Below are 26,414 nucleotides of genomic sequence, written 5' to 3' on the forward strand. Positions count from 1 at the left end.
TTTAAATGTCGTATATTTGCACGCGAATTTTGTGGAAGGGTTTTTAAACCTCTTTTACATTAAAAATTTAGCTGTTATGATTAAAAATAGCATTAAAAATTTTGTTTTACCTTTTTCGATGTGTGTACTCATGGCATTAGCCTTGTACCCAGATTCTTCTCTCGATCCTGAGATGTATTCAACCGAAGGATTAGAACTTGACTTTAATATTTCTGGTGACTTAGCATCTCTTTCTGATGACCAGATTTCAAACCATAAGATGTTTTCTCCTTATTTAGGTAAATCTTTTGAAGGATTTAAAGAAGCCTTAGCTTTCAAAGAGTCGAGAGGTGATTATTTTACGGTAAACACATTAGGTTATTTAGGAAAGTATCAGTTTGGAGCTGAAACCTTAAAGTTAATTGGTATTTACGATCCAAATAACTTCTTATATAATCCAGAGTTACAAGAAAAAGCTTTCGTTGCAAATACAGAAAGAAATAAATGGGTGCTTAGAAAAGATATTAAACGTTTTGAGGGGAAATATATCGGAGGTGTTGAAATAACTGAATCTGGAATATTAGCTGCTGCACATTTAGCAGGTCCTGGGAGTGTAAAGAAATTTCTACGCAGTTACGGAAAACAAAACTTATCTGATGCTTACGGTTCTTCAGTGAAGTATTATATGAAAAAGTTTTCTGGGTATGATACCTCTATGATTACTCCTAATAAGAAAGCTAGAGTTACACTTTAATCTTAACTAATCTTTTTGGATTATAAATATAGCGGGCCTTTTATGAAGGTCTTCTTTGTGGTGTTTCCAATCTTTGGCTGCTAAAGTTTTGATAAACTCTGTAGGTAATGTTAAATCACAAGCCACGCAAACTCTCGTGTTAGGGTGAAGTGTTTGAGCTAAGTCCTCAATCATCTTCATATTTCTATAAGGTGTTTCTATGAAAATTTGAGCTTGATCGTTTTCAAGTGATAGTTTTTCTAAATGCTTAATTTTCGATTTTCTTTCACTTTTATCTATAGGTAAGTAACCATTGAAGGTGAAACTCTGACCATTCATTCCAGAGGCCATTAAGGCTAAAATAATAGAGGAGGGGCCTACCAAAGGAATAACTCTGATATCCATTTGATGTGCCAATTTTACGATATCGGCTCCAGGGTCGGCAATAGCAGGGCATCCTGCTTCAGATAATAAGCCTATGGACAGGCCATTCAAACAAGCGTTTAAATAAGTGTTGCGCTCTTCTTCTGTAGTATATTTATTTAATACTTGAAGCTTAAGCGATGGTTGCGACTTTCCTGGAGAAATACGTTTAATAAAGCGTCGCGCAGTTTTTTCATTTTCTACAATATAGTGATCAATATCTTCTATGACTTTCTTAATAGACATTGGTAAGACCTCTAAAGGTGGGGTATCACCTAAACGTGTGGGGATAAGATATAGTTTTCCTTTAGTGCTGCTCATTACTATAAATGTTAGTTTATTATATATGTTAAAACATGCTCAGAGGTGTTAATTTAGAAATGAACACTTCTTCCGACTTACTAAATTACAAAAATCAAAGTTACCTTAAGATTGTGAGGGCTTATAAGTTGTTTAATGATTTCACTAATACGTCACAGGTTTCATCTATGAGTTGATAAACGTATTTAAAATCACTTTCGTCACCATAGTAAGGATCTGGCATGTTCTTATGGGAAATATTATTGTTATGGTTTAAAAATACCGACACCTTAGCTTTGTCATTATCGTTTCTGGCTAAACGGATGACATCGGCATAGTTTGATTCATCCATCACGTAAATAAAATCAAAAGTATCGAAATCTGAAACTTTAAATTGTCTAGCACTTTGCGTACTTATATCTAAGCCATTGTCTTTAGCTACTGCAATAGAACGTTTATCAGGTGATTTTCCTATATGATAAGCTGCGGTACCTGCAGAGTCGACATAAAAACGATCTTCAGAAAGTTTTGACTGCAATATACCATGTGCTAGTGGTGAACGACAAATATTCCCCAAGCAAACCATTAAGATGCGAGTCATACTAAAAGTGTTTAAAGGGCAAGTTTCTTAGATAAATCTTCGACGTATTTTCTAAATTGTTTATCTGTTGAAGATAAATTATCCACAGTTTTACAAGCATGTAAAACTGTAGCGTGATCGCGTTGTCCAATTTGAGATCCTATACTTGCTAAAGACGCTTTGGTGTATTTTTTAGCAAAAAACATAGCCAATTGGCGCGCTTGCACTATATGACGTTTACGTGTTTTAGACTGAAGTGTGTTTACATCCATTTGGAAGTAATCAGAGACCACTTTCTGAATGTAGTCAATAGAGACTTCACGTTTTGTATTCTTAACAAATTTCTCAACGATGTCTTTCGCTAAGTTGATTGTGATTTCTTTTTTGTTGAAAGAGGATTGCGCTATTAATGAAATGATAGCACCTTCAAGCTCTCTAACATTCGTTTTAATATGCTTTGCTACATATTCAATAATGTCATCAGGCATTTCAACACCATCTCTATATAGTTTATTCTTTAAAATAGAAACTCTAGTTTCAAAGTCTGGTGTTTGTAATTCAGCAGAAAGTCCCCACTTAAAACGAGATAATAAGCGTTGCTCAATGTCTTGCATATCAACAGGCGCTTTGTCACTTGTTAAAATAACCTGCTTTCCATTTTGATGTAAATGGTTAAAAATATGGAAGAATACATCTTGAGTTCCAGTTTTACCTGATAAGAATTGAACGTCATCTATTATTAATACGTCAATAATTTGGTAAAAGTGAATAAAATCATTTCTATTATTCTTTTTTACAGAGTCTATATATTGTTGCGTGAATTTTTCAGCTGAAATATATAGAACTGTTTTCTCAGGATACTTGTCTTTAATATCAACTCCAATAGCATGAGCTAAGTGTGTTTTTCCTAAGCCAACCCCACCAAATATTAAAAGTGGATTGAAGGAAGTTCCCCCTGGTTTATTAGCGACAGCGATTCCCGCGTTTCTAGCCAAACGGTTAGAGTCACCTTCCAAGAAATTTTCGAAACTATAACTTGGATTCAGTTGAGATTCAATCTTAACATTTCTAATTCCAGGAATTATAAATGGATTCTTTAATTCAGGACTTTTATTGTTAAAAGGAACATCTACATCTTGAGATTTTACAGCCGATCTATTTGCACTTGGAATCTTTTCTGTAAATGGCTGCTTATTGCCATAGGTGTTTTCCATTTTAATAACATACACCAACTTAGCGTCTTTACCTAACTCTTTTGTTAGGGCAACTTTTAAGATTTTTACATAGTGCTCTTCTAACCATTCATAGAAAAATTTACTAGGTACCTGAATACTTAAGGCGTTACCGGAAAGTTTTACAGCGTCTATAGGTTCGAACCAAGTTTTATAAGCTTGTGGTTGAATATTATCTTTAATGAAAGCCAGACAATTATTCCATACAGATTTCGCTGTGATCTCCATTCTTTAAAGTGAGTTTTTTCGTTGTTAGTTATATTAGCAAAAAAAGAGAGAACAGGAATTCTCTCGTTGTTTTGAACAGGACAAATATGTGAACAAAATTCTTAATAAAAAAATCAAATTTTGTTGAATGTTTGGAAAATTTTCCCCATGTTTAAAACCTTCTGAAATTTACAAAATATTTTCCGAATCAAAGAGTGAAATATGAATTATAATGAAACAGAAATTAGGGTTCGTTACGGTGAAACAGATCAGATGGGAGTCGTCTATCACGCTAATTACGCCATGTATTTCGAAGTTGGTAGAACAGAGTGGTTACGTGAGTTTGGACTTAGCTATAGTAGGATGGAAGCAGAGGGCATCATGTTGCCGGTGATTTCATTATCTATAAAATACAAAAATTCAGCTCGTTATGATGATGTGCTTAAAGTAAAAACAACCCTTAAAAAATTACCTACTGCCTCTATTGAATTTGAATATGAATTATGGAACGATTCTAATGTTTTGTTAGCTACAGGAAATACTGTTTTGGCATTTATTGATAAGGTTAAAAATAGACCGACGCGTTGTCCAAAATATCTTTTAGACAAACTGCAGGATTACTCGTCATAATTCTTTGATTTCAACACCAAAAAATTGATTAAAAAGTTCTAAAATTTTTGGAGCATGACTTTTTCTTACTGTAATTTCTAATTTGCAATCAAGTTCTAAGGTTTGTTTTTTAATATCAACATTGTTTTCTTTTAATATCCGCATCACTTTGCTCATGTTTTTATACTCGAAAGTGAGCAAGAATTCTTTATTGATCGTTTTTTTAACAATATCTGCTGCTTCCAAAGCTAATTGCGCGCCTGTACGATAAGCATTTATTAAACCTCCAACACCAAGTTTTACCCCTCCAAAATAACGAACAACTACAATTAAAATATTGGTAACTTCGAAGGATTGGATTTGTCCATAGATAGGCATACCTGCGGAATTGTTTGGCTCCCCATCATCATTTGCTCTATATTGAATATTTTCTGTTCCTATTTGATAGGCGTAGCACCAATGTCTTGCAGAATAGTGTTCTTTTTTTAGATCTTCAAGATGAATTTTAACTTGTTCCTCATCGGTTACTGGAAAAGCGTAACCGTAAAACTTGCTATTTTTATCTTTAAATAATTCGCCTTGTGCTGGTTTTTCAATCGTTTGGTATAAGTCGTCTTCCATTATGCTAGTGTCACTAATAGTATTGAAATTAAGGCTAAGATAATACCTATCCAGTTTTTCTGCGAAATATCTTCTTTAAATAATAACAAACCTATCAAAGTTGAAAGCGCCAAGATTGCAATATGATTAATAGTAAATAAGGTAGAACTCTCAGTGTTTTCTGCACGAAGAGCCATCAATAAAAAGTGAATAGAGCCGTAATTTACTATACCTAAAGTTATTCCTGCTGGTAAACTTTTCAATTTAAAACGCCTCTTAGTTTTTAGTAAGTTAATGCCAACAATCACTAATCCAATTAGTGCAGCCATCGCAAAAATTGTAGCTGAAAATAAAGGAATATTATCACTCGGAGCAAAATAGTTTATTGAAGTATCAATGACACCTGAGCCTAAAAATAATATAATGGGCAAATAAATTGACTTAGTTAAAACTGTATGGTCTTTCTTTTTTAATGATGTCAGATATACTGCAAATAAGGCAAGAACAATTCCTGTGATTTTTTGTAAACTAGCACTTTCATTAAATACGTAAATCCCAAAAACTATTGGAATTATTACACTCATCTTGCTAGCTACAGAAGCTACTGAAAGTCCATTCTTTTGTGCAGTTAATGCCATCACATTGAATATTGTAATAAATAGAAACCCTAAACCAATGGCAGCAACAAACCAATCCGATTCTATTATTTCTGAAGGTTGAATGTTTCCTGAATAGAGTAAGGCGCCACAAGTAAAAGCTGTAAAATAGTTGACAACGATGACTTGTAAAGTGTCAATATCATACTTTTTTATAAGTTTGAATACAACGAATATCGCTGTAGATGATAAGATGCTAAGCAGTAAGTAAATCAAAAGAGTTCTTTTTTAGTTTGAAACAGGGTTACAACATCTTCTTTGGTTTCATCTATATTCCAGACATGGAATCCCATTTCCTTGGCAGCATCCGTATTTTCTTTAGTGTCATCTATAAACACACATTCTTCTGCTGTGAGATTATTCTCGTTTAGAACGAATTCGAAAATATTCTTATTGGGTTTTCTAAGATGAATTTCTTGAGATAGATAAAAAACATCAAAACAAGCTTTAAATTCATCATAGAAGGATACATTTTGCTTTATATAATCTATATGCATTGTGTTCGTGTTGCTCAACAGTATCAATTTGTATTTTTTTTGATGAGCCAAATCTTTAATGAACTCTAATCTGTGTTTTGGAAAATCTTTAAGGATGTAATTCCAGGCGTCAACAATTTCCGTTTCACTGAGTTCTAGGAATTTTGTTTTATAAAATTGAATAAATTCTGCTGTTGAAATCTCACCAACCTCATAGCTTGTATTAGCTTCAACCATATCTTTGTCAAATGTTTTAAGATTGAACAAGTTTAAGGCGTTTTGCATAGCACCTTGCTTATCTAAGTTGATAAATACATCACCAAAATCGAAAATTAAAGTTGTAATCATAGTTATTTCTTCGTGTTAAACGAAATCTCTATTTTTTATTAAACATTAGTACAAGTCTTTATTATAGGAATACTTCAATAAAGCAAGTCATTATTGTATACTTTAAGAGTATCATTCTTTATCTCAGTTTTAGAAATCATGGATCCTTTAAAGATAGGTGAACTAACCCCTTCTTTAAATTCAGATTTACCTGTAAATATGCGGGCTTCATCCCAAAGATTCTCATCTATAAAGGTTTGAAGTGTTTGTGCGCCACCTTCTATAATAATTGAAGTTAGGTTCCTATTAAATAAAACATCACAAATTTGCTTCGCTATGGACTCCTTTAAGTTCCAATCAATAAGTTCAAATGTCAAATTACCTGCTGTTTGTTTTCTTTCCACACTACTTTCGGTAATAACGATAGTTTCTGCATCATTGCTGAAAAGTGAATAATTTGCTGCTAATCTTAAATGCTTGTCTAAAACCACTCTGATAGGATTTTGGCCCGTCCAATCTCTTACGGTTAAACTTGGGTTATCCGCAATAACGGTACTGGTACCTACTAAAATAGCTTGTTCTTCTGCGCGCCATTTATGTACGAGTTGACGAGAATACGAATTCGTAATCCAAACGGGTTTGTTTTCATTTTTAGTTAGCGGCGCAATAAAACCATCATCGGTTTCTGCCCATTTCAATATTATATATGGGCGTTTTTTATTATGGAAAGTAAAAAAGCGTTTATGATGTACTCTACATTCCTTTTCCAATACACCAACCGTAACATGGCAACCTGCAGCTTCAAGTTTGGCAATACCTTTTCCTGCTACTTCCGGATTGTCATCAACACAACCAATCACGACATTTGGAATCTGATGTGATACAATTAAATCACTACAAGGAGGTGTTTTTCCATAATGACTACAAGGTTCAAGAGTGACGTAAAGCGTGCTCTTAGTTAAAAGCGCTTTATTTTTAACAGAATTAATAGCGTTGACTTCAGCATGATTACCACCATATTCACTAGTAAAACCTTCACCTATAATGGTGTTATTATAAACTATTACAGCACCAACCATGGGATTAGGCCTCGTAGTTCCTAATCCGTTTTTTGCTATCTGCAAGCAGCGTTTTATGTATGTTTCTTGATTAATCAATTAAAGCTTTATTTTAACATCCTGAATCTCATCAACTGTATAAGTCGATGAAAACCCCATAATTTTATATTTAATATCACCTTTGTAGTGAACTTTTAAGCGTTGTGAAATTAGGCTTCCTAATAACCCGCCAAGACTATTTTTGTCAAATAGACTATCAGTGGCTACGGCGACCGTTAAGGGAATAGTAAAATTTTGTTTCGAAGGAACGTCAAATTCATCTGAAATAATACTAGCCACTTCTATATCGTTGATATACACTTTTAAATCATCAGTTTTTAAAGAACCACCCACATTGTTTTTATTCAGAAATAATGCCTCAGCACTTAAGGTGATGTGTTTGCTGTTGGAGTCCACAACTTGAATGTTTTCTAATCCAATAAATTCTGGTTTTTCTCTAACAGAACAGTTAAGAAGTAGTGTAAAAATTAAGGAAAACAATAAGAATCTTTTAAACATAAAATTGTTTTTATATGTACTTTTGGTGTTGTCTGACAATGCTCTTTTCTGAGGTGTTTTAGTTGAAGTTTAAAAATAAAGTTTTATAACTTCACTAAACTGTATTGGACCAATAAAAAATAAATTCAGACCGATTTTAAAACATCTACAAGTGCACAAAGATACTATTGTTATTCGAGAAATTGAAGTAGAGGATAACCCTAAAATCGCCAAAGCAATACGGTCGGTTTTAGTTGAAATGGGGGCACCTAAAGTGGGGACTGCTTATGAAGACCGCTCTTTAGATGCGATGAAAGAGACCTATACAGATTTAAAGAAAGCTTACTTTGTGCTTGCTCAGGGTAATGAAATTCTAGGAGGAGCCGGTATAGCGCAATTGGAGAACTACAATGGAAATGTTTGCGAATTGCAGAAAATGTATTTTTTACCTGAAGCTAGAGGTAAAGGTTTAGGAGCTGAAATGATGAAGACCTGTTTGAATTTTGCTAAACAAGTAGGTTTTGATCACTGTTATTTAGAAACTTTGCCTTATATGAAAGATGCTCAGAAATTATACGAAAAAGTAGGATTTAAGTCGCTTTCAGAACCCTTAGGAGATACTGGGCATTATTCATGTACGGTGTGGATGCTAAAAGATTTATAAGAATGTTATTAAAAGACCTACAACATATATTTCATAAGGAATTAGATATTATCTACGGAAAGGATGAAGTAGACAGCTTCTTCTTTCTTTGCTTAGAACATTATCTCAATCTACCTCGTTTTCAATTGGCATTAGAACCAGATTTAACCATTGTGAAGTCTGAAACAGATTCCTTTTTTAAAGTTTTAGAGCATTTAAAACAGGAAAAACCGATTCAATATATATTAGGTGAAACTGAATTTTACGGATTGACATTTAAAGTGAATGAACATGTGTTAATTCCACGTCAAGAAACGGAAGAATTGGTCGATTTAATTATCAAAAATCATTCAGAACGAAAAGATAAGTCTCCTATCAAAATTTTAGATATCGGAACAGGAAGTGGTTGTATAGCTATTTCTTTGGCTAAAAACCTTCCAGACGTTGAAGTTTATGCTTTAGATGTTTCGAAAGAAGCTTTAGCCGTAGCCAAACAAAATGCCGAGTTAAATAAGGTGAAAATCAATTTTATTGAAGTTAGTATTTTAGATGAGTCAACATGGAATTCAAATTTTAAAAATATTGAATTTGATGTCGTTGTATCTAATCCACCTTATGTAAGAGAATTAGAAAAGGTTGAAATTCAACCCAATGTTTTAGATAATGAACCACATTTAGCTTTATTTGTGGAAAATGATAATCCATTAATCTTTTATAAAGCTATCACCAACTTTGCTATTCATAAGTTGAAAGCAAACGGAAGTCTTTATTTTGAAATTAATCAATATCTAGGAGAAGAAACAAAGCAATTATTAATTGATGCTGATTTTGATGCTATAGATTTGTTGAAAGACTTAAATGGTAATTACAGAATGTTAAAAGGCCAAAAGAAATACTATTAAGAACTGTTTATATTCCTTAAATAATGAACACACAACAAAAAATTGAATCTCTTCGTGACGAACTTCGTCAACATAATTACAATTATTACATTTTAGATAATGCCACCATCAGTGATTATGAATTCGATATTAAGTTAAAAGAACTTCAGGCATTAGAAGAAAAGCATCCAGAGTTTTTTGACGCAAATTCACCAACACAGCGTGTAGGAGGAACGGTTACGAAAAACTTCGAAACTGTTGTTCACGATTTTAGAATGTATTCTTTAGATAATTCGTATTCTAAAGAAGATTTATTGGATTGGGAAGCTAGAATCAAGAAAATGGTAGATGGAGATGTGCAATATACTTGTGAGTTAAAATACGATGGTGCCTCTATGAATCTTACTTATGAGAATGGTAAGTTAATTAGAGCTGTAACTCGTGGTGATGGTGTACAAGGAGATGAAGTTACTGCCAACATTAAAACCATAAATACGGTTCCACTACAATTAAAAGGCGATTACCCTGAACGATTTGATATTAGAGGTGAAATTGTGCTTCCAATTGAAGGGTTCTTAAAAATGAATCAAGAACGAATTGCAAACGATGAAGAACCCTATAGAAACCCAAGAAACACAGCTTCTGGAAGTTTAAAACTTCAAGATAGTGCAGAGGTGGCTAAACGTCCTTTAGAATGTTTACTATATAGTATTGTTGGAAATAATTTAAATATCAATTCACAATTTGAAGGATTAGAAAAAGCGAGAGCTTGGGGATTTAAAGTGCCACAGGAAGCGAAATTGGTGAATTCTATTGACGAAGTTTTAGACTATATTAATTATTGGGACGAGCATAGACATAATTTACCTTATGAAATTGATGGTGTAGTGGTGAAGGTGAATAACTTGCATCAGCAAGATGAATTAGGTTTTACAGCCAAAGCACCTCGTTGGGCAATGGCTTATAAGTTTAAAGCTGAGCAAGTATCTACACGATTAAATGAAATTACATATCAAGTTGGTCGTACAGGTGCAATTACACCTGTTGCTAACTTAGAGCCAGTTGAATTAGCAGGGACAACAGTAAAACGAGCATCACTTCATAATGCTGATCAAATTGAAAAAATAGATATTAGAGTAGGAGACGAGGTATTTGTGGAGAAAGGTGGTGAAATTATTCCGAAAATTATTGCAGTCGATTTTACAAAACGTCCAGAAAATTCTGAACCGACAAAATACATAACCAATTGTCCAGAATGTCATACGGAGCTTGTTAGACTAGAGGGTGAAGCAAAACACTACTGTCCTAATTATAATGGTTGTCCGCCACAAGTCATAGGCCGAATTCAACATTATATATCTAGAAAAGCGATGGATATTGAAGGTTTGGGTGGAGAAACGGTAGCGCTTTTAGTGAATGAAGGATTGATTAATAACTACTCAGATTTATATGAATTAACGGTAGAGCAAGTGATTCCGTTAGAACGAATGGCAGAAAAGAGTGCTGAAAACTTAGTTAATGGGATTGAAGCTTCAAAACAAATTCCTTTTGAGCGTGTATTATTTGCCTTGGGAATTCGATATGTCGGAGAAACGGTTGCTAAAAAATTAGCCAAACATTATAAGTCTATAGATGCTCTAATGTTTGCTTCAACATTAGATTTAGTTACGGTAGATGAAATAGGTGAGCGTATTGCCGAGAGTGTCGTTGAGTTTTTTAGTTTAGAAGAGAACAAACAGATTATTGAGCGATTAAAATCTTTTGGAGTGCAACTAGAAATATCAGCAGAGAAATTAGCAAACCAAACAGATAAGCTGCAAGGACAAATATTTGTGGTTTCTGGAGTTTTTGAAAGCGTATCACGTAATGATCTTAAAAAGCTAATTGAAGATAATGGTGGAAAAGTATCATCGTCTATATCTTCAAAAACATCTTATGTTGTAGCAGGTGATAAAATGGGGCCAAGTAAACGCACAAAGGCTGAAAGTTTAGATATTCCAATAATTACAGAAAATGATTTCCTTAATATGATGAAGTAAATTCTTACGTGTAATTGTGTATTTCATCGACAAAAGGTAAAATAATTCGTTTACATGTGAAAATAAAGTTTATATTTGTTTTAGAAATGACGGGATAAATTAATGTTGTATAGTAAAGTTTTTAAAATAATATTGTTAGCACTTGGAGTTCTATATGTTGGACTTCAGGGCTTTGCGTATCAAAAAGAGGGTACGGCGGTTAGTGCAATCATGTTGATATTGCTAACATGGTTATATTATAAGGAGGCTGAAAAAAAGAATATTTATTTCTTTTTGTTTTTGATAACGTTTACAATTGCACATGTGGTAAACTTTATCACATTTTTCACTCCTGCAATTCCACAAGGAGATATTGATTATTGGTACTTTTTTAATAATATTCTTTACATCATTTCGTATTCATTCTTAATGATTAAAGTCTTAACAAGGTTAAACCCAAGAAAAATTATTAAAGAGCTTTTTGTGCCAATTATAATTTTGATTGTGCTAGATGTTTTTTGTGTTATTATAATTACAGATACAGCCGAAAAACTACTAACAACATCCGAATATATTTTAGAGTTTGTTTATAATTCAATCGTAATGGCTTTATTATCTGTTGGTCTAATTAACTATATGTACCGAAACGATAATAAGTCAATGTTATTTTTAATTGGGTCTATTTTAATTGTCTTCTCTGAAATTATTCAGCTCGCATATTTTTATATTCTAGACGATTCAAACTTAGGGTTAGTCTATTCTTTCCTTTTATTTGTGGCGTTTCTTTTTCTTTACCTACAGTCACAACAACAGTATTCAGGTCCTATGCGGATTTATGTTGAAGACACTCCCGAAACTTAAGCGAAAAACTATTCTTTATCCATCTGTGATTTAATAAATGGAATCCTTGGAGCTAGAAAATATCCAGTCAGACTAGCAAATAAAATTGGAATGAAATGTCCGAAGCCTGTTAAAGTTGCTAATAAAATGGTTGTGCTCATTGGTGTTCTTGTTACACAAGCATTAATAGCCGCCATGCAACATACTATTGCCAAACTCAGGTTAATTGAGGGAAATATGTGATTCAGAATCAAACCTAAGGTAGCACCTACGAAAAACAAGGGAATAATGAATCCTCCTCGCCATCCAGAAGTTACGGTTATTGCGATAGCTATAATTTTAAGTACTAATATAGAAACTAATTCGGATAAAGATAAATTCCCAGTTAGCAGTTCGTTAATTTCGTGATGGCCAAAGTACCTTGTTAATGGAAAGTAATATGCAATTATACCTAAAACTAATCCGCCTATTAACGTTTTAATATAGATTGGCATAGGTCGTTTTTCGAAAATTGTTTTAAAAAATTTAGTACAGAATATAAAACCCCATCCAATTGCTGCTCCCATAAAAGCAAATAGTACAGCGTAGCCAAAATCGAAAAGCCCCGAATATTCATATGATGATAAATCCCAAATTGGACCAAGGCCTAAATGAATGATTAAAGCAAACACTATATAGCTAAATGAGCTTGCTACAAATGCAGGAATAATGGCTTTGTAATATTCAACGGCATGTTTGTGGTGGAGTATTTCTAATGAAAACAGACTACCTCCTAAGGGTGCGCCAAATAACGCGGTGAAACCAGAAGCCATTCCTGCTATACTTAATGACCTTAATTCATCACCTTTAAGTCTAAATATTTTTCCTAACCAAGTGCCTGTAGATCCTGTAACCTGAACTAGAGGTGCTTCTGGTCCTAAGCTTCCTCCTGATGCAACGCAAAGCAATGAACTTAAAATCATGGAAGGATTGTTCTTAGGGTCGAGTTTGCCTTTATTAAATCTAATGTTGTCTACAATTAAATGAATTTCTCCAGGATCTCCGATGAATTGAATTATTAACCCTGCAAGAAACCCTGAAATTGCCATTACAGGGATCACTTCCCATCCTTTAAAAAATGCGAGCTGATGGGTGAGGAATTCTAGTGCAATCCAATACACTCCGGCTATGATACCACCAATTAAACCAAGAAGGGCCCACAATAAAAAAGTCCGACTAAACACGAAAGGGTTAAACTGGACGGGTTGGTCTAAAATGTTTAAATACGTAACAAGCTTTCGTCTTCGTTTTAGTTTCACCTTTTACGTCTCTGTTTTTAGGGTATATACTGCTGAAACGGAATGATATCAGTATGTTACTCTTTGTTAAAAATCATTTATTTTTTATACTGTATGTTTAGGTTAAACCATGATGGAAGCGCCTTCAGCTTGTACTTTCTTACCTGGTTCAAAATAGAAATCAACTCTTCCTAGATATAATCCAAAAGCCCCAACTTGATTTACAAGTACTTTTTTACCCACGCTATTTGTTTCAATAGTTGGTTTTGGTAAGAAAGTATGAGTATGGCCTCCAACAATGAGGTCAATGTCCTTTGTTGCTCTTGCAAGATTAATGTCGCTTACACGATTTGGTGAGTTTCTATATTCATATCCTATATGAGATAAACAAATCACTAAATCACAGGAGTGATCTTCTTTTAGTATTCTAGACATATCCTGAGCGATTTCGATTGGGTGGTGATAAACGGTTTCCTTATACATTTTTTTATCTACCAAACCATCAAGTTGAATACCTAATCCAAATATTCCGATTTTAATTCCGTCTCTAACAAATGTTTTGTATGGTTTCACATGAGTGTCCATAACTGTATTTGTGAAATCGTAGTTTGCTGAAACAAAATCGAATTTAGCATGTGGAATCTGAGCATATAGTCCATCAATACCATTGTCAAAATCATGATTGCCAATAGTGGCCACATCATATTTCAGCATACTCATGAGTTTAAATTCCAACTCACCACCATAATAATTGAAATAGGGCGTACCTTGAAAAATATCTCCTGCATCAAGCAATAAGGTATTCGGGTTTTCTTTACGAATATTTTCGACTAAAGTAGCACGTCTTGCCACTCCACCTTTATTAGCGTTTCTGCCATCGTCTGGACCAAAAGGATCAATATGACTATGAACGTCATTGGTATGAAGAATAGTGATTTTTTTCGTTTTTGAAGGGCTAAAAGATTGTAACCCTAATCCACCTAGACCTACTAATGCCGTTGCTGCTGTAGATTTTTGTATAAATTGTCTTCTTTTCATAACGTCATATTATTGTTGAATAAAACGATTATCGCGTTTTGGGTTGATGGTATCTTTCTTTTTGAAATTGTCTATTAATACATTTCTAATTTTATAATCTAACACGTTTACACCTTGATTTGGTTGAAAGAAATCCATTCCATCGCCACCATTATACAAATAATCGTTGGTTGCAACGTGATAAATTTTATTTGGGTCAATTGGTTCGCCGTGAACTGTTGCAGAAACAATTCCTCCATTTGAATCTAAAATCAATTGTAGTTGGTGAGATATTGGATGTGCTCGTTTGGCTTTAGATAAATAAGCCATCATTTTATTGACTTGTTCTCCTTTTATAGAAGCAACTATAACTGAGTTTTCAAAAGGCATAACCTCATAAGCAGTTCGCGTGGTAATGTTTCCTTTGGAAATTATAGCACGAATTCCCCCATGATTCAATAGAACGAAATCGATGTTTTTTCCAGTTCGTTGCTTAAATATTGGATTACCTTCATTAAACACAGCATCAGCCATAAAATTTCCTATAGCCGTATTGAATTTACCGTCACTTTTAGAATAAGTTTCAGGAGCATAGGATATTACACTATCCATATCCTTATTAACACGCTCTCTGTATGGTTTTATAAAAGCTTCGATTTCTTGATTGGCTGTTAGACTTTTATCTATATCTAGACGTTTGCCTTCAATTTTTGATACTTTTAATGGTGCACAGGCAAAAATAAAAAGTAAAAAACAGAGTTTTAAAGTATGTTTTATAGTCATTGAATAACTTATATAGAGATTATAATAATATGTACGTGCTTTTATTAAATTTGCACAAAGGCTAAAGATAAATGATTTTAAAAGCATTTAAAGAAAAATCAAATCAAAAATATCTCAATAAATTATTGTCCACAAATAATGATGTGGTTAATAACGATAAGATAAAGACGGTTGCCGTGTTGCTAAATGCTAGTGAATTTCATGAATTTGAAGTGTTTAGAGGCTATTTTAAGGAGTTGGGATTAACATCCCCAAAGCATAAAGTTGTGGCGTTTACCTTAGATGATAAATTAGAGCACAATCAGTGGAATACACATTTTAGTCCAAAAGATTTTGGGTGGAAAGGAAAAATAAAAAATACCGATTTAGAGGAATTTATTAATGAACCTTATGATATGCTGATTTGTTTTTTTAAAAACAGGGTATTAGAGCTCGACCTGATAACAGCAGCATCAAAAGCAAATTTAAAAGTGGGGATATCAAATGAAGATAATCGTTTATATGACTTAATTATAAATGTAGATTTAAAAGATATCAACCTGTTTAAGCAAGAATTAAAAAAATACTTACATATTTTTAAAAAATTATAATGAAAAAATTTATAGGCACTGGTGTGGCGTTAATAACACCGTTTAATGCAGACTTAAGTATTGATTTTGATGCTTTAGAGCGTTTAGTAGAATATAATATTTCAAACGGAACCAATTACTTAGTTATAAGCGGAACTACTGGAGAAAGCGTAACGGTCACTAGTGCAGAGAAAAAAGAGTTGGTGACATTTATTTCAAAAGTGAATAAAGGAAGATTACCGTTAGTTTTGGGTATAGGAGGGAACAATACTGCTGAGGTAATTAAAGAAATACAATCAACTGACTTTTCAGAAATTGATGGTGTTTTATCGGTATCTCCTTATTATAGTAAACCAACACAAGAAGGTATCTATCAACATTTCAAGGCTATAGCAGAAGTGTGTCCTAAACCTATTATATTATATAATGTTCCTGGAAGAACTTCTTCTAATATGTTACCGGAAACTACGGTTAGATTAGCCAAAGACTTTGAAAATATTGTAGCAGTAAAAGAAGCTGCTAATAATGTACAGCAATATTTAGAGCTATTAAGAACTAAACCAAATGATTTCTTAATAATTTCTGGTGACGATGATTTAGCATTAGGAATTGTATTAGCTGGTGGATCTGGAGTCATCTCTGTAATAGGGCAGGCCCTTCCGGAAGAATATTCAAAAATGATTCAATTGGGATTAGCAGGAAAAGCGAAGGAGGCCTATGAGATTCATTTTAAATTAATGCCTATTACAGGACATATTTTTGCAGAAAATAATCCAGCAGGTATTAAAGCAGTGCTAAGTGGTTTGAAAATTTCGAAGCCACATGTGCGATTACCGCTAGTTGAAGCGACCAAAAATCTAAAAGACATAATAAATAACGAATTAAAAGTATTAGGAAAAAGTTAAACTTTATCTAAATTAGTTTTCACCTTTTGAACAACACTTATTTTAGCAGATAATATTTGTTTTCAAAATCCGTTATTAATGCTTACTTTTGCATCCTGTTTAAAATTTATGAATCGAGGACTTTACATACTATTTATCAGTATTCTATTTATTTCATGTAGTGACTTTCAGAAAACATTAAAATCTGAAGATACGGCAGCGAAATTTGAAATGGCTACTGAGCTTTACGAAGCTGAAAATTGGAAAAAATCATTTAGACTTTTGGATCAAATCCTTCAGAAGTATAGAGGGAAACCACAAGCTGAAAAGATAACTTTTATGCACGCTATGTGCTCTTATCAATTGGGAGACTACTATATTTCAAGTTATCATTTTGATAAATTTCGTGATAGCTATCCGCAAAGTGAAAAAGCAGAAGAAGCTGCATTCTTAGCGGCAAAAGGATATTATTTTAATTCACCTGTGTATTCTAAGGAGCAAAAAGAAACAGTTGAAGCTATTGAAAAACTTCAGATGTTTGTTAATAGTTATCCAAGCTCTCAATATTTAAGTGAAGCTAATGCTTTAGTTAAGGAATTGGATTTTAAACTTGAGAAAAAAGCATTTGAAATTGCTAAACAATATAATATTATTGGTGGTTATACAGGAGATTATAACGCTTCTATAGAATCATTCAATAATTTTTTACTTGAATTTCCTGGGGCATCATTAAGAGAAGGTGCTTATTACTACAGATTTGATTCGGCTTACAAACTTGCCATCAGAAGTGTAGAGTATTTAAAGGAAAAACGAGTAAAAGATGCTATAGGTTATTATAATGCCTTTGCCAAAGCCTATCCAAATTCAGAATTTATGGAAGAGGCTAACGTACATCATGAAGAATTACAACAAGAATTAAATACACTTACTACTAAAAGTTAATCATATAATGACGGATTTAAAAAAAACAGACGCACCGGTAAGTACTGTAACTTACGACAGAAATGAAATTGATGCTCCAACAGGGAATATCTATGAAGCTATTTCGGTAATATCTAAACGCGCAGAACAAATAAACACAGATATTAGACGTGAGTTAGTAGACAAACTAGAAGAGTTTGCAACTTACAATGACAGTTTAGAGGAGATCTTTGAAAACAAAGAACAAATCGAAGTTTCTAAGTTTTATGAAAGATTACCAAAGCCACATGCTTTAGCAGTAAAGGAGTGGTTAGATGATAAAATTTATCATAGAAACACTGAGGATCCTCAATCATAAATCCTAAGCCTTAGATGTCAATTCTAAAGGATAAAAATATTTTATTAGGCATTACCGCTGGTATTGCCGCCTATAAATCGGCCAACCTGGTCCGATTATTCATAAAAGCAGGTGCTAACGTTAAAGTCGTTATGACACCTGCTTCTAAGGATTTTATAACTCCACTTACGCTTTCCACACTTTCTAAAAATCCAGTTTATTCATCGTTTGTAAATGAAGACGATGATAATCAGGTTTGGAATAATCATGTTGATTTAGGTCTTTGGGCAGACTTGTTCGTTATAGCACCAGCTACAGCAAATACGATGGCAAAAATGGCCAATGGTGTTTGTGATAATATCTTAATGGCTACCTATCTTTCCGCAAAGTGTCCTGTTTACTTTGCGCCAGCAATGGATTTAGATATGTATAAACATGAATCTACTAAAGCGTCATTTGATAAACTGACATCTTTCGGAAATAAAATGATTCCTGCGGGAACTGGTGAGCTTGCAAGTGGACTCGTAGGTGAAGGACGTATGGCTGAACCTGAAGATATATTGAGCTACATTGAGAAAGATATTTTGGATCAGTTACCTCTTAAGGGTAAACGTATTTTAATTACTGCAGGTCCAACACACGAAGCATTAGACCCTGTTCGATTTATTGGAAATCATTCAAGTGGTAAAATGGGATTTCAAATTGCCAATGCTGCCGCCAACTTAGGTGCTGAAGTAATCTTAGTGTCTGGACCAACACATGAGAAAATTTCGCATAGTCTTGTTTCTGTAAAGCCTGTGGTTAGTGCAGAGGATATGTATAGCGAAGTGCATAAGCATTTCGAAACCTCTGACATAGCTATTCTTTCGGCAGCTGTTGCAGATTACAGACCAAAAAATGTAGCACAACAGAAAATAAAAAAGAAGGATACAGCGTTTACTTTAGAGTTAGAAAAAACAAAAGATATTCTAAAGTCTCTTGGAGAGATTAAGAAACATCAGTTCTTAGTAGGTTTTGCCTTAGAAACCAATAATGAATTAGAGAATGCTAAAGGAAAGCTAAAATCCAAGAACTTAGATCTTATTGTTTTAAATTCATTACAAGATAAAGGTGCCGGTTTTGGAGTATCAACAAATAAAGTTACATTTATCACTGCGTCTAACGCTATTATTGAAAATGAATTAAAATCGAAGGCAGAGGTTGCTCAAGATTTAATGCAACTGATATTAAAACAAATCCATGCGTAATCTATTCCTTTTATTAGCTTTTATAGTTTCTAGTGTTATAAGCGCACAAGAGTTGTATTGTACTGTAAATGTTATTGCACAACAAACAGGCAATGAAAATGATGTTGTTTACAAAACTTTAGAAAAGCAATTAACGGAGTTTATCAATAATACAAAGTGGACAAATAAAACCTTTAGTCCTCAGGAACGTATTAATTGTAGTATGATTATAAACGTACGAGAGCAAAACAATGATATGTTTTCGGCATCATTGCAAATTTCCTCGTCAAGACCTGTTTTTAATTCAACATATAGTTCTCCAGTTTATAATTATAACGATAAGGATTTTAACTTCCAATATATCGAATTTCAAAATTTAGTTTTCAATCCTACCCAATTCGAATCAAATTTAATTTCAGTACTATCTTTTCATGTCTATATGATTTTAGGAATGGACGCGGATACGTTTGAATTGAATGGAGGAGACCGTTATTTCAATCAGGCTCAAACCATAGCGAGTTATTCACAGCAATTAAATGGACAGGGTTGGAAATTAGAAGATGGTTTACAGTCTCGCTTTGCTTTGATAGACAATCTTATGTCTCCAGCGTATAAAGATTTAAGATCGGCTATGTACAAGTATCATATGAATGGTATGGATATTATGAATGAAAGTGCTAAGGATGGAAAATCAAAAATAATTGAGGCCTTAGACGATTTACAAAAAGTACATAGTATAAGACCTAATTCTTTTTTAATGCGTGTGTTTTTCGATGCTAAAGCCAATGAGTTAATGGATATTCTCTCAGGTGGCCCTAGTGTTAACATCACAAAAGCTGTAGATATCTTAAATAAAATTGCTCCAATGCATTCGCAAAAATGGAGAGATATTAAGTTTTAATTTTCTTTCTTAAGTCTTTTTCAAGCTTTTATATTAGTTCGTTTTAATGTATTAAAACTTATAACTTATTTCCCAAAAATTTACCGTTTCTTAGTAGTAAAAACTTAATTTTGTAATGCACATTACTATTATAATGAGCAATGCGTAGATTCAATATTAAGGTTTGTTTTTGGCTCATCAACTTTTTAAAATAGTTGTTCCATCATTAGGATTTATGCCAGAATCAATTACCTTAATTTGTTTAATTGTTTATTAAGTATAATCTTAAAAATTACAGAGACTTGTTAACATCGCTTTATATAAAAAATTATGCTCTCATTGACGAGTTACACGTAGGGTTTAATAATGGACTAACTATTATTACAGGTGAAACCGGTGCAGGTAAATCTATCTTGTTAGGTGGCTTATCTTTAGTTTTAGGGAAACGAGCAGATTTAAGTCAGGTGAAAAATGCAGAAGAAAAATGTATTATTGAAGCCGTTTTCGATATTGCGAATTACGATTTAAAATCCTTATTCAATTCTTTAGATCTGGATTTTGATTTACAAACAATTATACGACGTGAAATTCTTCCGTCGGGAAAATCGAGAGCCTTTATTAATGATACGCCGGTGACTTTAGAGAGTTTGGTGGCTTTAAGTAGCTATCTAATAGATATTCATTCTCAACACCAAACGCAGCAGTTAACACAAGACGATTATCAATTCAAGGTTATAGATGCATTAGCGGATAATAAGTCGAATTTAGACAAGTTTACTAAAGAATTTGTAAGCTACAAATCACTTCATAAAGAATTAGAACAACTGAAACTTTCAAAAGCTGAGCTAATAAAAGAGTATGATTATAATTTATTTTTATCGCAGGAGTTAAATGAAATAAATTTAGAAAAGATAAATATAGAGGAGTTAGAGGAGCAGTATGAGGAACTCAACAATGTAGAAATCATTAGTGAAAAGCTAAGTAGTACTAGAGCAATTCTTAGTGCAGAGGATTTAGGAACGATAGATCAATTAAAAACAGCAAAGCAAGAACTTAATAAAATAGCCAATTTTGGTCAGTCTTATGACACATTAAAAGAACGTATTGTTAGCGTTGGAATTGAACTAGACGATATCTTAATTGAACTTGACAATTTAGAAGATAAATTATCTTCTGATCCACAAGAGTTAGAAAGAATTGGGAGTCAGCTTCAGATAGTGAATAATTTATTCCAAAAACATGCTGTTTCTAGTATGCCAGAATTAATTGAAATTAGAAATAATTTACAGTCGAAAATTGATAATACAGAAAGTTTAGATGCATCAATTATTAAGAAGGAGGAAGAGATTATAAAGGCTAAAGACAAACTGAATCAAACTGCTCAGAAAATTCATAAAAACAGAAAGAAGGTAATTCCTATTTTTGTTTCAAAATTAGAGAATATTCTTTCAGAATTGGGTATGCCTAATGCAAGGTTTAAAGTAGATTTAGAACCCATTGAACACTTTGTTAAAAATGGAAAAGATAATTTACAATTCTTGTTTATGGCCAATAAAGGTTCAAGCTTCAATGAACTTAAAAAATCTGCTTCTGGAGGAGAGCTATCACGTATCATGTTAGCCATTAAATCTATACTAGCGGAATATATTCAGTTGCCATCGATTATGTTTGATGAAATAGACACGGGTGTTTCTGGAGAAATTTCAAATAAAATGGGAGAAATCATGAAGCAGATGAGTCGTAAAATGCAAGTCTTTACCATTACGCATTTACCACAAATTGCAGCAAAGGGAGATTCACACTTTAAGGTGTTTAAAACAGATGTAGAGGAGGTGACGCATACACAATTAAAAAAACTAAAAGAAGAAGAGCGCATTGTAGAAATTGCGCAAATGCTAGGAGGGATTTCTATTACAGATTCGGCCTTGGCTCATGCAAAGCAGTTATTGAATTAAAAGATTTAAAGATTTAAGTATAAAGCTCAAAGATTTATTAACTTTGAAGCAAATAGAAAAATAAATTGAGTAGAAGAATTAACTCACTAAGAAATAACTTAACAAAATAGACATGTCATACAATTTACTAAAAGGAAAAAGAGGAATTATATTTGGAGCTTTAGACGAAAATTCTATTGCTTGGAAAACGGCAGAACGTGTTCATGAAGAAGGTGGAACTTTTGTGTTAACCAATGCTCCGGTTGCCATGAGAATGGGGCAAATTAAAGAATTAGCAGAAAAAACAGGTTCACAAATTATTCCAGCAGATGCCACATCCGAAGAAGATCTTCAAAATTTAGTAGAACAGTCTATGGAAATTTTAGGAGGAAAAATAGACTTTGTATTACATTCTATTGGAATGTCTATTAATGTAAGAAAAGGAAAGCACTATACGGATCAAAATTATGCGTGGACACAAAAGGGAACCGATGTTTCTGCTATGTCTTTTCACAAAGTAATGCAAACCTTATATAAGGCAGATGCCATGAACGAATGGGGTAGTATTGTAGCTCTAACTTATATGGCTGCACAACGTGTATTCCCAGATTATAATGATATGGCAGATAACAAAGCTTATTTAGAGAGTATTGCTCGTAGTTTTGGTTATTTCTTTGGAAGAGATAAAAAAGTTCGAGTGAATACAATTTCACAATCTCCAACACCTACAACCGCTGGTAGTGGCGTTAAAGGATTTGATGGATTTATCGCTTACGCTGAAGAAATGTCTCCTTTAGGAAACGCAACTGCTCTAGATTGTGCTAATTATACGGTTAGCTTATTTAGTGATCTGACCAAAAGAGTGACACTTCAGAATTTATATAACGATGGAGGGTTTAGTAATATGGGCGTTAGTGATAAGGTTATGGATACTTTTGTAAAAAATCAATAATATAATAGTTACAAAAACTTATAAAGACCGTTACACATATGTGTAGCGGTTTTTTTTATGAAAAAAGCCTGATAAAAGCATATTTATAAGTAGTATATTTTTTACAAAATTTTATATCGACCTTTTTCATCTTCTTATCGAACTTTTGAACACTTAATCGATTTAGCAATATAACTCTTCTCTTTGTTAAAAAATTAACATATTTTTAATGGATTACTAACAAAATACCAAATTTTATGAAAAAAATTACTTTTTTACTTTTTGCGATGCTTGCCTTTTGTTGGCAAAGTAATTCTCAAGTTAACATTAATGAAAATTTTGACTCTGGCACACCTGATGGATGGACTGATAATTACACTAATAGTTCAGCTGGAGCATGTAGTGGTAATTCAGAAAGAAAAAACTTATGGAGTGCAGGTACTTCAATGGGGCATTTAACCACTCCCAATTTTGAAGGAATCTCCAACGGTACAGATTTGATAATTAGTTTCGATTACAAAATAGTTGAATATAATTTTTCGAACCCAACTGTTCCACAAGCTGAAGGTTGGGGTTCTTCCGAAATACGCTATTCTACGGATGACGGTGCCAATTGGATAACTGCTTTTACTATCGATGATACAAATCATGTTGTTTCAGCAGATTGCGCTAATATATCTGTAACAGTTCCTGGAGAAAGTTTGCCAATTGGTTCTGATATTAAACTACAAGTATATAATACTTGGATTACTGGTGATTACTACTTTTATGTAGACAATTTTGTAGCTCAACAAGATTTAGGTTGTGCAGAAGCTGAAATAACTAGTTCTACAGTAGTAGATGATTGTGAAAACAGTCAGTTTTCTATTGATGTAGTTGTTGCTTCAGTTGGAGATGGAACATTTATTACAGATGGTTTAGGAGGCTCATTTGTAGTTGAGGAAGGAACGGTAACAGTTGGACCTTATGCATATGATACATCGGTAACATTAACAGTTGAACACTCTGTTGCTGCTTGTAATTTTTCTTTAAATGAATTTAATACAGGTTGTACATTACCAGGGGAGATATGCGAAAACGCTATTGTAGTCGGTACACTTCCTTTTACTACAACGGACAATACAGAAAACTATGGTGATGATTATTCAAGTACTGATGATCCTTGTGGGAGCTCAAGTTATCTTAATGGAGATGATGTTGTTTATAGCTTTACACCAGCTGTGGATATGTCTGTAAATATTTCAACGGCTGACACGAGTAATTGGGTAGGTTTGTTTGTTTTTGAAGAGTGTCCTTTTGTAACTTGTGTGGGCTATGATACTTCAGGTAGTGGGGCAAACCCAAGTTTACCGGAAGTTAGTCTAACCGGAGGAACAACATACTATATTGTTATTTCAACCTATCCTTCACCTCAAAGTACGCCGTACACTTTAAACATTACTGAAAACTCATGTTCTTCAGCCATTGCAACTTACAATGTTGTTAGTGATTGTGATGTTAGCGGAGGATTTTATATTGATGTTGATGTAACAGATATAGGTAGTGCTACAGCTCTAACAGTTTCGGATGATCAAGGTAATGCATCGCAGTCTTTAACAGAAGCTGGTGTTTTACAGTTTGGACCATATGACAATGGTGTAGAAGTAGTAATTACTATAGATGCAGATAATGATGATGATTCATGTACGGTTACAAGTTCAGCCATTACTCAAACAGCTTGTCCTCCTGCAAATGATGAGTGTGAAGGTGCTGTAGTGTTGAATGTTGAAAACGATATTGATGATTTGGCATTGGCTTCTCAGATAGCAGGATCTATTGCAGATGCAACTGAGTCGGATGTAGTGTCGGATTGTGTTGGTACTGCAAATGATGATGTGTGGTTCAGTTTTGTTGCAACTTCAACAGATGTTAATATTGATGTTACAGACGATTTTGATGGTGTTGTAGAACTTTTTAGTGGCGAGTGCGGTAGTTTAGTATCAATGGCCTGTGATGATTTTGGAGGACCTAGTAGTAATCCATCAATATCTCAAACTGATTTGGTTGTAGGAGAAACTTATTATGTAAGAGTGTATTATTACTTTACTGGTACAACGTCCACTCCTGATTTCACAATAGCCTTATGGTCTCCGTCGCCTTCGATGAGTATTGATGAATTCGATAACGGTGCTGCTTTTACATACTATCCTAACCCAGTTAAAAATACGTTGACCTTAAATGCTCAAAATCCAATAGAGCACGTAGCAATGTACAATATGCTAGGGCAAGAAGTATTAAGAGCTACGCCTAATACTGTTGATAGCAACTTAGACTTGTCTGATTTACAAACTGGTACTTACTTTGTTAAAGTAACTATCGGAAATATAACTGAAACAGTTAGAGTGATTAAGCAATAGCTTATTCAATTTTAATATTAGAAAAAGCCGCTATGTATAGCGGCTTTTTTGTTTTCTTAGCTCAGGATTAAAAATTGATTATTAATTTATGATTGAGCACATCAAAAGCCATGAGATCTCTAATATATTGTATTAGGTTTAATTACCTTTGTAGACTATGAAGGCAACTGTATTTTCTTTTATAATACCCGTTTACAATAGACCCGACGAAATTAAAGAACTTTTAGAAAGTTTTTCAAAATTTGACGGGCATTCTCCATATGAAATTGTGATCGTTGAAGATGGCTCAACGCAAACCTCGAAAGAAGTAGTTGAAAGGTTTCAAGACCAATTAGATATTTCTTATTATTTCAAATCTAATTCAGGTCCAGGAGATTCAAGAAACTATGGCATGCGTAATGCTAAAGGAGATTATTTTATAATTTTAGACTCTGACGTGATATTACCGCCTAATTACCTTACTGCGGTAAAACAGTTTTTAGACACTACTTATTACGACTGTTTTGGTGGGCCAGATGCCGCTCATAGCACCTTTTCAAATCTTCAAAAAGCAATAAACTTTGCGATGACCTCTTTTATAACTACTGGAGGAATAAGAGGAGGGAAGCAAAAGCTCGAAGACTTTCAACCACGGAGTTTTAATATGGGTTTATCTAAAAAAGCATTTTTAGCTTCAGGAGGGTTTGGCAAAATTCATCCAGGGGAAGACCCTGATTTATCGTTAAGATTACATAAATTAGGTTTTAAAACGACGCTTATTCAAACAGCTGTAGTCTTTCATAAACGTCGGATTTCATGGTCTAAATTTTATAAACAAGTGAATAAGTTTGGTATGGTGAGACCTATTCTTAATCAATGGCATCCTGAATCTAAAAGTATTGTATACTGGTTTCCTTCTGTATTTAGCCTAGGATTGATAGTTGCAATTATAATGTCACTATTTCAACTGTATTTACCATTATACTTTTATGGGCTGTACTTTGCCATTGCATTTGTATTGGCATTGATTTCAAACAAAAGTTTAAGTGTCGCTATACAAGCTTTAGTTGCTATTGTTATTCAGTTTTTTGGATATGGTTATGGCTTTTTAAAATCAACGTTTTCACTTGTCGTATTTGGTAAAAATCCTAAAGAGGCTTTTCCACACTTATTTTTCTAAA

The 26,414-nt window shown here is 33.4% G+C and carries 27 protein-coding genes; 16 read left to right on the forward strand and 11 right to left on the reverse strand.

Annotation, left to right across the window (positions count from 1 at the left end; translation table 11 throughout):
• The first annotated feature begins 76 nt into the window (after positions 1-76).
• Positions 77-733, forward strand: a complete 657-nt coding sequence (locus tag DFQ11_RS05370) for a peptidoglycan-binding protein LysM (RefSeq protein ID WP_110475508.1) — start codon at positions 77-79, stop codon at positions 731-733.
• 6 nt (positions 734-739) lie between these two features.
• On the opposite strand, the gene DFQ11_RS05375 is transcribed toward DFQ11_RS05370, so the two are convergent.
• The 3 genes from DFQ11_RS05375 to dnaA all read right to left on the reverse strand — a co-directional run bounded on the left by DFQ11_RS05375 (position 740) and on the right by dnaA (position 3,475).
• On the reverse strand, positions 740-1,456 hold the full coding sequence (locus DFQ11_RS05375; protein ID WP_110474851.1) for an SAM-dependent methyltransferase: 717 nt from the start codon (positions 1,454-1,456) through the stop codon (positions 740-742).
• Between the two features lie 121 nt (positions 1,457-1,577).
• Positions 1,578-2,036, reverse strand: a complete 459-nt coding sequence (locus tag DFQ11_RS05380) for a low molecular weight protein-tyrosine-phosphatase (protein ID WP_110474852.1) — start codon at positions 2,034-2,036, stop codon at positions 1,578-1,580.
• 11 nt (positions 2,037-2,047) lie between these two features.
• Positions 2,048-3,475 (reverse strand): chromosomal replication initiator protein DnaA, encoded by a 1,428-nt coding sequence (gene dnaA / locus DFQ11_RS05385; RefSeq protein WP_110474853.1) that lies wholly within the window; start codon positions 3,473-3,475, stop codon positions 2,048-2,050.
• A gap of 201 nt (positions 3,476-3,676) precedes the next feature.
• Between dnaA and DFQ11_RS05390 the strand changes: the two genes are divergently transcribed.
• Positions 3,677-4,084 (forward strand): acyl-CoA thioesterase, encoded by a 408-nt coding sequence (locus tag DFQ11_RS05390; protein ID WP_110474854.1) that lies wholly within the window; start codon positions 3,677-3,679, stop codon positions 4,082-4,084.
• On the opposite strand, the gene DFQ11_RS05395 is transcribed toward DFQ11_RS05390, so the two are convergent.
• The 5 genes from DFQ11_RS05395 to DFQ11_RS05415 form a co-directional block, all read right to left on the reverse strand.
• Positions 4,079-4,684, reverse strand: a complete 606-nt coding sequence (locus DFQ11_RS05395) for an IMPACT family protein (protein WP_110474855.1) — start codon at positions 4,682-4,684, stop codon at positions 4,079-4,081. The genes DFQ11_RS05390 and DFQ11_RS05395 overlap by 6 nt on opposite strands.
• Positions 4,684-5,535 carry an EamA family transporter gene (locus DFQ11_RS05400; RefSeq protein WP_110474856.1) on the reverse strand — a complete coding sequence of 284 codons (852 nt, stop codon included), beginning with the start codon at positions 5,533-5,535 and terminating at the stop codon, positions 4,684-4,686. The genes DFQ11_RS05395 and DFQ11_RS05400 overlap by 1 nt, the downstream gene beginning before the upstream one ends.
• On the reverse strand, positions 5,532-6,143 hold the full coding sequence (locus tag DFQ11_RS05405) for an HAD family hydrolase (RefSeq protein WP_110474857.1): 612 nt from the start codon (positions 6,141-6,143) through the stop codon (positions 5,532-5,534). The genes DFQ11_RS05400 and DFQ11_RS05405 overlap by 4 nt, the downstream gene beginning before the upstream one ends.
• A 74-nt stretch (positions 6,144-6,217) precedes the next feature.
• Positions 6,218-7,279, reverse strand: coding sequence for a bifunctional diaminohydroxyphosphoribosylaminopyrimidine deaminase/5-amino-6-(5-phosphoribosylamino)uracil reductase RibD (ribD, locus tag DFQ11_RS05410; protein WP_110474858.1), 1,062 nt, complete (start codon positions 7,277-7,279; stop codon positions 6,218-6,220).
• The gene (locus tag DFQ11_RS05415) at positions 7,280-7,738 is read right to left on the reverse strand and encodes an LEA type 2 family protein (RefSeq protein WP_110475509.1); all 459 of its coding nucleotides are present in this window, start codon (positions 7,736-7,738) and stop codon (positions 7,280-7,282) included.
• A 151-nt stretch (positions 7,739-7,889) separates the two neighbouring features.
• Between DFQ11_RS05415 and DFQ11_RS05420 the strand changes: the two genes are divergently transcribed.
• From DFQ11_RS05420 to DFQ11_RS05435, 4 genes are all read left to right on the forward strand, one after another.
• The gene (locus DFQ11_RS05420) at positions 7,890-8,381 is read left to right on the forward strand and encodes a GNAT family N-acetyltransferase (protein WP_110474859.1); all 492 of its coding nucleotides are present in this window, start codon (positions 7,890-7,892) and stop codon (positions 8,379-8,381) included.
• A 2-nt stretch (positions 8,382-8,383) separates the two neighbouring features.
• A complete protein-coding gene (gene prmC, locus DFQ11_RS05425) occupies positions 8,384-9,262 on the forward strand; it encodes a peptide chain release factor N(5)-glutamine methyltransferase (RefSeq protein ID WP_110474860.1) in 879 nt (292 codons plus the stop codon).
• A gap of 23 nt (positions 9,263-9,285) precedes the next feature.
• On the forward strand, positions 9,286-11,280 hold the full coding sequence (gene ligA, locus DFQ11_RS05430; RefSeq protein ID WP_110474861.1) for an NAD-dependent DNA ligase LigA: 1,995 nt from the start codon (positions 9,286-9,288) through the stop codon (positions 11,278-11,280).
• Positions 11,281-11,412: 132 nt separating this feature from the next.
• A complete protein-coding gene (locus DFQ11_RS05435) occupies positions 11,413-12,120 on the forward strand; it encodes a hypothetical protein (protein WP_146221502.1) in 708 nt (235 codons plus the stop codon).
• A gap of 8 nt (positions 12,121-12,128) precedes the next feature.
• On the opposite strand, the gene DFQ11_RS05440 is transcribed toward DFQ11_RS05435, so the two are convergent.
• The 3 genes from DFQ11_RS05440 to DFQ11_RS05450 form a co-directional block, all read right to left on the reverse strand.
• Positions 12,129-13,397, reverse strand: a complete 1,269-nt coding sequence (locus DFQ11_RS05440; RefSeq protein WP_110474863.1) for a chloride channel protein — start codon at positions 13,395-13,397, stop codon at positions 12,129-12,131.
• A 102-nt stretch (positions 13,398-13,499) separates the two neighbouring features.
• Positions 13,500-14,414: a bifunctional metallophosphatase/5'-nucleotidase gene (locus DFQ11_RS05445; RefSeq protein WP_110474864.1), complete on the reverse strand. Its 915-nt coding sequence runs from the start codon at positions 14,412-14,414 to the stop codon at positions 13,500-13,502.
• A 9-nt stretch (positions 14,415-14,423) separates the two neighbouring features.
• A complete protein-coding gene (locus tag DFQ11_RS05450; protein WP_110475510.1) occupies positions 14,424-15,176 on the reverse strand; it encodes a 5'-nucleotidase C-terminal domain-containing protein in 753 nt (250 codons plus the stop codon).
• A 71-nt stretch (positions 15,177-15,247) separates the two neighbouring features.
• Between DFQ11_RS05450 and DFQ11_RS05455 the strand changes: the two genes are divergently transcribed.
• From DFQ11_RS05455 to DFQ11_RS05500, 10 genes are all read left to right on the forward strand, one after another.
• Entirely contained in the window at positions 15,248-15,766 is a 519-nt protein-coding gene (locus DFQ11_RS05455; RefSeq protein WP_110474865.1) for a DUF6913 domain-containing protein, read from the forward strand.
• Entirely contained in the window at positions 15,766-16,650 is an 885-nt protein-coding gene (dapA, locus tag DFQ11_RS05460) for a 4-hydroxy-tetrahydrodipicolinate synthase (protein WP_110474866.1), read from the forward strand. The genes DFQ11_RS05455 and dapA overlap by 1 nt, the downstream gene beginning before the upstream one ends.
• Positions 16,651-16,758: 108 nt before the next feature.
• On the forward strand, positions 16,759-17,571 hold the full coding sequence (locus DFQ11_RS05465) for an outer membrane protein assembly factor BamD (protein WP_229791268.1): 813 nt from the start codon (positions 16,759-16,761) through the stop codon (positions 17,569-17,571).
• 7 nt (positions 17,572-17,578) lie between these two features.
• On the forward strand, positions 17,579-17,908 hold the full coding sequence (locus DFQ11_RS05470) for a DNA-directed RNA polymerase subunit omega (RefSeq protein WP_110474868.1): 330 nt from the start codon (positions 17,579-17,581) through the stop codon (positions 17,906-17,908).
• Between the two features lie 14 nt (positions 17,909-17,922).
• Positions 17,923-19,134 (forward strand): bifunctional phosphopantothenoylcysteine decarboxylase/phosphopantothenate--cysteine ligase CoaBC, encoded by a 1,212-nt coding sequence (coaBC, locus tag DFQ11_RS05475; protein WP_110474869.1) that lies wholly within the window; start codon positions 17,923-17,925, stop codon positions 19,132-19,134.
• Positions 19,127-20,014, forward strand: coding sequence for a type IX secretion system protein PorD (porD, locus tag DFQ11_RS05480; protein ID WP_110474870.1), 888 nt, complete (start codon positions 19,127-19,129; stop codon positions 20,012-20,014). Before coaBC ends, porD begins: the two co-directional genes overlap by 8 nt.
• Before the next feature lie 281 nt (positions 20,015-20,295).
• Positions 20,296-21,948, forward strand: coding sequence for a DNA repair protein RecN (gene recN, locus DFQ11_RS05485; protein WP_110475511.1), 1,653 nt, complete (start codon positions 20,296-20,298; stop codon positions 21,946-21,948).
• 112 nt (positions 21,949-22,060) lie between these two features.
• Entirely contained in the window at positions 22,061-22,879 is an 819-nt protein-coding gene (locus tag DFQ11_RS05490) for an enoyl-ACP reductase FabI (RefSeq protein ID WP_110474871.1), read from the forward strand.
• A gap of 236 nt (positions 22,880-23,115) precedes the next feature.
• The gene (locus tag DFQ11_RS05495) at positions 23,116-25,254 is read left to right on the forward strand and encodes a T9SS type A sorting domain-containing protein (protein WP_110474872.1); all 2,139 of its coding nucleotides are present in this window, start codon (positions 23,116-23,118) and stop codon (positions 25,252-25,254) included.
• Positions 25,255-25,411: 157 nt separating this feature from the next.
• Positions 25,412-26,413 (forward strand): glycosyltransferase, encoded by a 1,002-nt coding sequence (locus DFQ11_RS05500; protein ID WP_110474873.1) that lies wholly within the window; start codon positions 25,412-25,414, stop codon positions 26,411-26,413.
• Position 26,414 lies beyond the last annotated feature (1 nt).

This window comes from Winogradskyella epiphytica, from assembly GCF_003217215.1.
GTDB lineage: Bacteria > Bacteroidota > Bacteroidia > Flavobacteriales > Flavobacteriaceae > Winogradskyella > Winogradskyella epiphytica.